The organism is Okeania sp. (assembly GCF_983059655.1).
Window position 1 is genome coordinate 1 of sequence record NZ_CEZPJD010000234.1, and the last position, 10333, is coordinate 10333.

10 protein-coding genes are annotated in these 10333 nt (G+C 40.2%); 8 read left to right on the forward strand and 2 right to left on the reverse strand.

Going from position 1 to position 10333, the window contains the following annotated elements:
* On the forward strand, positions 1–243 hold a 243-nt coding region (locus tag AC3DU7_RS14765; RefSeq protein ID WP_488040090.1), incomplete at its 5' end, for a hypothetical protein.
* A 32-nt stretch (positions 244–275) separates the two neighbouring features.
* Complete coding sequence (locus tag AC3DU7_RS14770) at positions 276–1415, forward strand: aromatic ring-hydroxylating oxygenase subunit alpha (RefSeq protein ID WP_488040091.1); 1140 nt, start codon at positions 276–278, stop codon at positions 1413–1415.
* Positions 1416–1614: 199 nt separating this feature from the next.
* Here the strand turns inward: AC3DU7_RS14770 and AC3DU7_RS14775 are convergent, their stop codons facing one another.
* Complete coding sequence (locus AC3DU7_RS14775; protein ID WP_488040092.1) at positions 1615–1971, reverse strand: winged helix-turn-helix transcriptional regulator; 357 nt, start codon at positions 1969–1971, stop codon at positions 1615–1617.
* 271 nt (positions 1972–2242) lie between these two features.
* Here AC3DU7_RS14775 and AC3DU7_RS14780 point away from each other — a divergent pair, with 271 nt between their 5' ends.
* From AC3DU7_RS14780 to AC3DU7_RS14805, 6 genes are all read left to right on the forward strand, one after another.
* Complete coding sequence (locus AC3DU7_RS14780) at positions 2243–3088, forward strand: enoyl-CoA hydratase/isomerase family protein (protein WP_488040093.1); 846 nt, start codon at positions 2243–2245, stop codon at positions 3086–3088.
* Positions 3088–3228: a hypothetical protein gene (locus tag AC3DU7_RS14785; RefSeq protein WP_488040094.1), complete on the forward strand. Its 141-nt coding sequence runs from the start codon at positions 3088–3090 to the stop codon at positions 3226–3228. The genes AC3DU7_RS14780 and AC3DU7_RS14785 overlap by 1 nt, the downstream gene beginning before the upstream one ends.
* Positions 3229–3315: 87 nt before the next feature.
* Complete coding sequence (locus AC3DU7_RS14790; RefSeq protein WP_488040095.1) at positions 3316–4134, forward strand: SDR family NAD(P)-dependent oxidoreductase; 819 nt, start codon at positions 3316–3318, stop codon at positions 4132–4134.
* A 44-nt stretch (positions 4135–4178) separates the two neighbouring features.
* On the forward strand, positions 4179–5042 hold the full coding sequence (locus AC3DU7_RS14795) for a DUF4437 domain-containing protein (protein WP_488040096.1): 864 nt from the start codon (positions 4179–4181) through the stop codon (positions 5040–5042).
* Between the two features lie 281 nt (positions 5043–5323).
* Positions 5324–6343, forward strand: a complete 1020-nt coding sequence (locus AC3DU7_RS14800) for a zinc-binding alcohol dehydrogenase family protein (protein WP_488040097.1) — start codon at positions 5324–5326, stop codon at positions 6341–6343.
* A gap of 293 nt (positions 6344–6636) precedes the next feature.
* Positions 6637–7065: a phosphomannose isomerase type II C-terminal cupin domain gene (locus AC3DU7_RS14805; RefSeq protein WP_488040098.1), complete on the forward strand. Its 429-nt coding sequence runs from the start codon at positions 6637–6639 to the stop codon at positions 7063–7065.
* Positions 7066–7635: 570 nt separating this feature from the next.
* Here AC3DU7_RS14805 and AC3DU7_RS14810 read toward each other — a convergent pair.
* On the reverse strand, positions 7636–9399 hold the full coding sequence (locus AC3DU7_RS14810; protein ID WP_488040099.1) for a GspE/PulE family protein: 1764 nt from the start codon (positions 9397–9399) through the stop codon (positions 7636–7638).
* Positions 9400–10333 lie beyond the last annotated feature (934 nt).

A 10333-nucleotide genomic window follows, 5' to 3' on the forward strand; every position in this document is an offset into this window, starting at 1 on the left:
ATAATGAACAAAATTAAATGGCGCACTATTCTCGGATTAATTTTGGTATGGGTTGCCACAATTTTAAATTGGGAGTGGATTTGGGGTATGTTATTTCTGATCTGGATTATTCCTGACTTCTTTACTGGTGTAACTTACTTCATTGAGCCGATTACCAAAAAAGACAATCCTCTTCTCTATTGGTTAATTATGATTTCTTGGGTTGCCCTTAGTGTTTTAAGCATTGCTACTATTTTCAACTGAAATAAACTTGTCCCATGAACACACACAAAACTATGCCTGTCCTTCCTATCGAAGCCTATACTTCTCAAGAATGGTTTAATAAAGAACAAAAATATATCTTTAGTAATACATGGCAGTTTGCAGGTTTTATCGAAGATTTAAACGAACCAGGAGACTATCTCACAGTTCAAGCGGGACTAAATAATATTCTGGTTATCTATGGTGAAGATAAGCAATTAAAAGCCTTTCACAATGTTTGTCGTCATCGGGGAACTCAACTATTACGAGCAGTTGGTAAGGGTAAAAAATTTATTACTTGTCCATATCATGACTGGACATACACTCTTGATGGTAAATTATCGGCTGTTCCCGAACGCAAAACTCAATTTCCCGATTTGGACATGAGCCTACTCTGTCTCCATAAAGCTTCCGTAGGAGTTTGGCGAGGAATGATTTTTGTCCATCCTGATACCAATGGAGAATCTCTAAGTAATTGGTTTGGGGGTATTGAACCTTATTTGGGAGCTCATCAGCCAGAAAAACTTGTCGAATATGAAGGGGCCAGATCCCGTCATGAAATCAATGCCAATTGGAAAATTGTGGTAGAAAACTACATTGATGGCTATCATCTAGCTCATCTCCACTCAGAAACTCTATTTATGTATGATCATAGAAAACAACAAACAGGTTTTGTGGGCAACCATTTTTATTTTTATGAGCCTTTAGCAAAAGATTATGGTGCAGATATTCAGAATAATTCACCTTATCCTCTAATCAATCATATCCCTCCAGAAAAAATTGGGGCTTATGTACCGATGTTATTTCCTAATTTAGGATTATCAGAAACAGAATCAACTTGGTCGATCTTCCATATTATTCCCATCGCACCAGATAAATGTGTTGTGGAAATTAGAAGTAAAATCATGCCCGTTTCTAGTTGGGATTTTGCTGCCCAAGAATGGAAATCTTGGAATTATTTTAAATCTCGCCAAGGAGATAAGTATAAAACAAAAGATAAAAATGATCCGATGGCATCGGGTGATTTTATGACAGAGGATATTTATGTTTGTGAACAACAACAGAAGTCATTGCAATCACCGTACTTTTCTGTTGGAGCAATTGCTAAAGATTTAGAGAAATCTGTTTATCAATTTCAGGAAAATGTACAAAATTATATTCAGAATCAATCCTAGTGCTGCTACGCGGAAGTCAAAAATCAGAATTCAGAAGCTAGAAACATTGATTGGTAAGGCTTTTAGGGTTTTTAACCGATCGGTTATTTCCGCCATTCTGCACTATAGTCATTCCAGTTAAGATTGAGACAAGGATTTCTTACCTTGAAAAAGTGTCAGCTGAAAAAGTGTTCCAGTCTTATTCAGAATGACTATAGTTTTATAAAGATGAGGACTCATCAGATTTTAAATTCATATGCTCGGCTCCCCAGTCTCTCATAGAAATCATAATTGGCTCTAGAGTACGACCATAATTTGTAAGTGAATATTCTACTCGTGGCGGCACTTCAGCATAGACTTTTCGCGCGACAATATTATCTTTTTCCAATTCGCGTAGTTGATTAACAAGCATACGCTGCGTAACACCTTGAATTTTTTTCTTCAATTCGCCCAAGCGTAAGACATCATTCTCTAAAAGATTAAAAATAATCACGGGTTTCCACCGTCCACCAATCACCGATAAAGTGGCTTCGACAGAACATCCATAGGGGCGATCGTAATTATTTTTCTGCGTCATAATTCTCTAAACCTTTCAATAGTTACTTTTAACTCACTATATAAAAAAAATGTACGTACTTGTCATTATTTGCATTTTTATTATACTTTTAATCATATAACTCATAAACGAAGGCAGAGGGCAGAAGGAACAATTAGTTTTAGTTCGCGGACACTTATAAGTGTTCTGCAATTGTTCTTTTGTAAGCTGAAGTTACGCAGTTTCCCAATTATGTATCCATGAAGAAACTTTTAGATGTTCAATTTTTAACAACTTGCAAAAGGAGATAGATATGACTTATGAAAACTACACTACATTCAAGGCAACAAGGGATGGAGCAATCCTTACTGTTATTTTTGATTACCCTCCTGTGAATGTTCAAGGCATTCCTATGCTAGACGATCTAAATCGTTTGGCGGACAATCTTGAAGGCGATCGCAGCATCAAAGTTGTTGTTTTCCAATCTGCGCACCCAGAGATTTTTGTGGCCCATGCCGACACTAATTTCCTCAAAGATATGTCTACAACAGGAGTATCGCGCGACGAGATAGAACCGCTCTATCTACAGAAAACACTGGAGCGTATTAGTAAACTGCCACAGGCAACTATCGCCAAAATCGAAGGGTTTGCACGGGGTGGCGGTCATGAATTTGCCCTGGCTTGTGATATGCGCTTTGCAGCTCGTGGTAAGGCAAAGTTCATGCAGATGGAAGTTGGTATGGGCATCCTGCCTTGTGGTGGTGGCGCATCACGCATGGCGCGTCAGGCAGGTTTGGGCCGAGCATTGGAAATTATTTTAAGTGCGCGTGATTTTGATGCGGACGAAGCAGCAGCCTATGGCACTATTAATAAGGCTCTCGATGCAGATAAAATTGGTGCTTATGTTGATAATTTGGCAAAACGCATCGCCCATTTCCCAGTGGATTCGATTAATGCTTGTAAGCAGGCAGTCTATGCTTCAATTGATAAACCAATCGAAGAAGCGCTCAAGGAAGAAGCCTACTGGCTCTATCAAGCAACAAGCAAAACACCAGCGATTAAGCGTTTCCAAATTGCAGATGATAAAGTTTTTCAAAATGATATGGAGAACCAGCGTAACTGGGAGCAAGGAGTTATTGCTATTCAGGAAATTGAATAATGAGCAGAAACTCGAAAACAAAGGAGAAACTGATGTTTGAGAACATAGGATGGATAGTTGAAGCAAAAATCAAAGATGGTAAAAAAGAAGAATTTGAAGCTGTTATGAAAGACATCGTGGCAGAGGCTTCATCGGTGTAAATCATGTTGCGCTGAACCTGCGCTTTAATAAAGCCGATATTCATACAACACTGAAACATTTAGCAGATGAGATCCTGCCATAATTCAATGGATAAAGGAGACAAAGCCATGCAAAAAACTATTTTAATTACTGGCTCTACCGATGGTATTGGACTGGAAACAGCGAAGATACTTACTTCACTGGGGCACCATGTGTTATTGCATGGTCGTAATCCAAAAAAGCTCGAACAAGTGCAAAAAATGCTTCTTGAACTCAAAGGTAGCGGACGTATTGAAATTTATGTAGCCGATCTGTCGCTCATGGATAATGTCGAGGTGCTAGCGAAAACTTTGGCAGAAAAGCACTCTAAGCTTGATGTGCTAATCAATAATGCAGGTGTCTATAATGCGTCCGAGCCTATTACCCAGGATGGTCTTGATATACGCTTTGCTGTCAATACCATCGCTCCCTATCTGCTTACACAACGGTTATTATCACTGCTCGGTACTTCAGGAAGGGCGATCAATCTTTCCTCCGCTGCTCAATCTACTGTCCAAGTAGAAGCACTGGCTGGACGAGTCAAGTTGTCCGACGGAGCAGCTTATGCACAAAGCAAACTAGCGCTTACAATGTGGTCGCGCAGTCTAGCAGTTTCCCTTGAGGATAACGGTCCTACGATCGTCGCAATTAACCCTGGATCGATGCTTGGCAGCAAAATGGTAAAGCAGGCTTTTGGAGTAGCTGGTGGCGATATCCGCATCGGGGCAGAAATACTGACTCGCGCAGCACTGACAGATGAGTTCAAAACTGCTTCAGGCAAGTATTTTGACAACGATTTAGGTCAGTTTGTCTCTCCCCATCCCGATGTACTTAATACACAGAAATGCCAAGATATTGTACGTGCTATTGAGGTGGTTTTAGCTTAAACTTTAGTAGTACATCAAATAAGTGATTACTAAAAATTTTCCCCATGAAGAACATAAGAAGGTTTTTATTACTCGCACTTGCACTCTTCGTAACCGCCTTGGGTTGCGCGCAGGTTACATCCCAAAGCATCAAGGCAGAATTAGCAGCCAAGCCAACCTCCGAGGTTGTCTTGAGGTCCGAAGTCCAGTGGGGACCTCTCAACCCCGCCCGTGGCGACCAAAGCCCGAGGGCTGGTACTCTTTGGGGCGATCGCACTGCCTCCGGGCCGTCAGGCTTCCTCGTTCAGTTTGTGGACGGCTTCTCGTCGCCGCCTCACATTCACAATATCACCTACCGAGGAGTGGCCATTAGTGGCACAGTTCACAACGATGACCCGAATGCCGAGAAGATGTGGCTGCCGACGGGTTCTTTCTGGACGCAGCCAGCCGGAGGTGTACACATTACTGCTGCCGAGGGTAGCAACAACATGGCATACATAGAGATCGATGAAGGGCCGTATCTTGTCCTTCCCACTGAGGAGGCGTTTCCTAGCGATGACAAACCAATTAACGTAGACCCATCAAACATCGTTTGGATTGACCAGCCCGGAATGCCAGCCTCTGCTAATGGAGCAAAGGTAGCCTTTCTTTGGGGCAACCCGCAGGACGATCAATTATACGGGAGTTTTGTCAAGCTACCGGCTGGATTTACTGGAAAGATACGTAGCCACGGCTCGACATTCCACGCTGTGGTAATCCAGGGTCAACCACAGTATCAAGTGACGAGTGAGACCGATCTCAAGACCTTGGTGCCGGGCAGTTATTTCAGCTTGAAGGAAGAGTCGGAGCATCAAGTCTCGTCTCAAGCAACAGAGGAGAGCATCATCTATGTACGCACTAATGGTAAGTTTGATGTTATTCCTGCGTAGCCCAAGAAGTAATACCATTTCTCAAAAACTTTTCTACATTTTATTGAGCAGGGGAGTAGGGTAGTAGGTAGGGACGTTGCATGCAACGTCCGTACAGGGAGAAGCAAACATAAGAGTAATGAACATTAACTTAGCTAAAATTAGCATGCAAAGTGATTTTGCTTGTACCGATTAGTTGACAACTGAAGTATTGCCCAAGTATAGCGCTAATGTATGGTAATTAGTATAATCTCGGCCGTTCCTAATAACCTAATAATATTTAAAATTTGGAGGTAAAATCCATGAAAGCAGTAGGTTTAACTCAATATTTACCAATTGATAACGAAAATAGTCTGTTAGATGTGGAAATCCCTAAACCCACAGCTAAAGGCAAAGATTTATTGGTACAGGTTAAAGCTATTTCTGTTAACCCAGTAGATTATAAAGTCCGCTCTCCTCAAGATAAGGTTGAATCTGAACCCCGTATTCTTGGTTGGGATGCAGCAGGTGTAGTGGTAGAAGTTGGAGAAGCAGTAACAGAATTTAAACCTGGAGACGAGGTTTATTATGCAGGAGATATTACTCGTCCTGGTAGCAATAGCGAATTTCATTTAGTAGATGCCAGAATTGTTGGTCGCAAACCCCAGAATTTAGATTTTGCTCATGCAGCAGCTATTCCTCTTACTGGTATCACTGCTTGGGAAGCTCTATTTGAAAGATTAAATATTGATAAAACAGGAGCAGATGCAGGTAAATCCATTTTAATTATCAATGGTGCAGGGGGAGTGGGTTCTATTACGATTCAAATAGCGAAAAAGCTAGCCAAGCTTAATGTCATTGCTACAGCTTCTCGTCCTGAAACTATCGCTTGGTGTCAAAAAATGGGTGCTGATGAAGTGGTCAATCATCGAAATAATCTTGCGGAGGAAATCGAGAAAATTGGTTATCAAAATGTCGATTATATTCTGTGCTTGAACGACACTGATGGTCATTGGGAAGCTATGACTAGAGCAATTAAACCTCAAGGCATAATCTGTTCCATTGTCGAAAACGAACAACCCTTAGACATGGAAACTTTAAAGAGTAAAAGTGCTAGCTTTGTTTGGGAATTTATGTTTACTCGCTCCATGTATCAAACAGAAGATATGGCAGAGCAAAGTAATTTGCTTAATGAGTTGAGTCAACTGATCGAAGATGGTGTAATTGTTACAACTTGCAATGAGGTAGTCAAACCGATCAATGCTCAAAACTTACGGGATGTTCATCAACGCCTTGAAAAGGGTAGAAGTATCGGTAAAATCGTTCTAGCCGAATGGAATTAACCTGTAATATCATGTTCAGATAATCAGTTATAAAAAAAACCTTCTCTCTTGGAACTTTTCTTTCCCTTCTGCCTTCTGCCTTTTCTCCTCCAAAGTGCAACTATTCAACCGGACATTATAGCAATGAGCGCAGGTGTATTTACATACGACTATTGTATTGTATATAGTACGAAGCCCTGCTACATGCAATAAAGCTACTATAATGCTACAAAGGATATCTATATTTTTTTATTGGCATTTTGTAGTAAAATGTTCAGAGTAGATTGTTATTTGATGTAATACCAAAAAAATTCATGAGTGAAACACAAAATAATCAACAGTCTTCGACTCCAGTTGTAGATTCTGGAGCTACAGTCTCCAGTCAAAATGAACAGCCTACTAGAACACCGCCTTGGGGCACAGTTACAATGTTGGAAGAAGGTCCACGTTATAAAATTAATCGTATAGAAGTCAAACCAAAACATTATATTACGACCCAAATGCACTATCATCGTAGTGAACATTGGATTGTAGTTTCTGGTACTGCTAAAGTTGTGTTTGATGGTACAGAACATTTGCTGCTGCAAAAACAATCAACTTATGTTCCACCAAATACAGCACATCGTGTAGAAAATCCTGGTACTATTCCTCTTGTAATGATTGAAATTCAAAATGGGGAATATCTTGGGGAAGATGATATTACTCGTTTTCCAGAAGCTGATACAAAAGTATCTTCAAAATAATTTTAGGTAGGCGATCGCTCATCGCAGTTTTCATTAAGAAAGGAAGAAGACAGAAGGCAGAGAGCAGAAGGGTGAGCTTTGCTATTGACAGCCCTTCCCATTGTTATGAGGTACACCCACGCGGGCAAGATGCCCGCAATACATGATTTTCACCGTTTATCCTGTACATCATTTGCCCGAAATATGCTGTATTAACTCAAAACTTTAAGAGGCGAAAATCTATCCGCCCTTATCTGCATCTAAAATAAATAGGGCTTGCTGAATAAAATTGTAATCAATACCTGTAAAGACTTCCAGGGTTAAATATTGCTGAGGGGGTGCAAGGTTTTTGGCTGTTGTAGCCTCAAAATGCTAATATAGCACTACAAGTTTAGGTTAGGACATTTCTAAATCCACCAAACCCACTCACTGTTTACTGTTGCCTGTTGCCTGTTGCCTGTTGCCTAGCGCGTAGCGCTATACTTTTCCCCTAAGTATCAGAAAATTTGGCCGTAGCAGATAGTCTAAACTATTGCCTGTTGCCTGTTGCCTATCATCACCATCAAACTTTTTCAGCAAACCCTATTTAATTTAACCTCTGGCAAAATTGTGAGTATATAAAGCACTCCTTGGCAAAACACGCTGTACTTCTTCAACTGTAGTTATACCTTGGGTTACCTTTTCAATAGCAGCAGTTTGGAAAGAAACAAAACCATTTTGCTTCAAATAACGATGTAACTGAGTTATCGTACCTTCATAAATTAACTCGCGAACCCCCTCGTCTACATCCAATAATTCTACAATTGCTTCTCTACCAGAATAACCAGAATGGAAACAATTAGAGCAACCACGACCGATACGCCAATTTTCCTGAATTTCATGTTCTATACTCGGAGTAACAGCAGATATAGTTTGCCCCCCATTACCATTCTTCAAAGCAGGAGCATAAGCAGAGAGACTTTTGCTAACTGCCAAACTCATAGAAGGTAATATTTGGGGCTGCTCCAAACCTAATATTTGTAGATCGGCCTTTGTAGGAGTATAAGCTTCTCCACAATGGGGACAAATTTTTCGCACTAATCTTTGTGCCACAATACCCAATAGCGCATCACTCATCAAAGCAGGATCAGGACCGATATCCTTTAACCTAGGAATTGCCCCTATGGCATCATTAGTGTGGAGAGTAGTCAAGACTAAGTGGCCAGTCAATGCAGCTCTTACCGCTGTATCTGCCGTCTCGCGATCGCGTATTTCACCCATCATAATAATATCAGGGTCTTGACGCAAAATTGCCCGTAGACCAGTGGCAAAAGTCATTCCTGCTCTTTCATTGACCTGAGTTTGAGTAATTCCAGGCAATACATACTCTACTGGATCTTCAACAGTAACCACATTAACGTGTTCTGTTGCCACTGATAACAAACTGGTGTATAGGGTACTTGTTTTCCCAGATCCAGTGGGGCCTGTAAAAATAATCATTCCCTGTGGTTGATGCAACCAACTTTTGTATACACTCAAACTCCGCTCAGAAAATCCCAACTTATCCAAACTAGAAAAAGGATTTTTGGAAGTTAGTAACCTAATCACAGCTTTTTCCCCTCCGACGCAGGGAAGAGTACTAACTCGTAAATCTATTCCTATATTAGAATCATCGTCTCCTACATATTGTTCGCTAATTCTCCCATCTTGAGGACATCTACTTTCAGCGATATCCATATCACACATGACCTTGATAGCAACCACTACTCGACGACCAATATCTGCTGGAAGGGTGGTAATATTTCTGAGGATGCCATCAATACGGTAACGTACTCGTAGACCATCTCCGCTTGGTTCAAGATGGATGTCACTAGCACGGTTACGCAGAGCGCCGGAAATAATTGTTTTAATTCGACCAATTTGGTCTGCTGCTTGGGAAAGATATAATTCTGTGGTAGCGCTGACATCTTCTTCTAGCTCTCCAGTTAAAGGATTAATTAACTGATTTCCGGAAATAGAGTTGGGGTCTATTTTTTCTCTATGATACCAGGCGCTATAGCTTTTTTCTGCGATAAAAATAATTTTGATGTCAGAAAAAGTACGATCGCTCATATTTTTCATTTCATCAGCACATATTTCTATAGGGGAGGCTAAGTAATAACAGTTACGCCATAAAAGTAGGGGGATAACTGGTGGTAATTCTTTTCGATCTGGAAATTCTCTAAAGAAACGATATGCTACTTCTTTATCAAGTAGTTGTAGATTTACTATTCCTCGTTTATCTACTAAATTTTCCAATGCTTGTTGGCAAGTTATTTCACGATTTCTTAAGAGCTGCCAAGCTGATAGAACAGAGGTTGATGTAGTCATAGTCATTTCAGTTATCAGTTATCAGTTATCAGTTATCAGTTCCTCTGGCTGTTTGCACAACATTCCGCAGGAAAGTCAGAGGCTTGAAATACTGAAATTTATTTTCTCTTGGTCGATTGGATATGGCGAGGGGACCTCGCCATCCCACCCTTCGGGAAGCTCCGCTTTTCGCGCCAGCGTTGCAAAGCAAACGACCGCTTTTTCATCCCCTTGAAAGGGGAAGCTTGAGACCTGATTTTTTGGTCAATTAATTATAAATTGTTTTTAATTATATTGCATGAAGGAGAAAATATTTTTTGTTCTCCTCCAACTTCTGAGAATAGCACTGTTGTGATCAAATTAAAACTCTTTTATTATTTTTGTCTTGTGTAGGAATCTTCAGAAAGGTTTTGTAGAAAATATAGCATTTTTATCTGGAATGTGGAGGCTAAGTGCTATAAAAAATGGAAGATAAAGTAGGGAATAGGGAATATTAAAGGAGGGAATACAGTATTAATTACTAGCAAAAACAAGAATATTACTACTCAATCAGCAAGCTTTTTTATCATACAAAACTCAATCTATAATTAGAATTCAAATAAAAACACTATATTCTGGAAAAAGTGAAAGATAATAGGGAACCAGAGAGCTTAAAAATAACATAAACTCAACATAAACTTAACATAATAAATCTATAATTTTTGCTTTAACAATGAATTTATTTGATGTATATAATTATACAAATTATTATTTGTTTGAAATAGCAGTAAGCGGTCAGCTGTCAGCCTATTGCTATCGCAAGGCGATCGCCAACAGCTCTCAAGGCGTATGATGGGGAATACTCAAGAGAAGCCACTCCGCGTCTACAAACCCCCATGAACACACACCACTAATTTTTAAAATAAGCCTGGGGGACGCCGAACCCGCCGATTTTAGCTAAAAGCTGATAGCTGATAGCTGA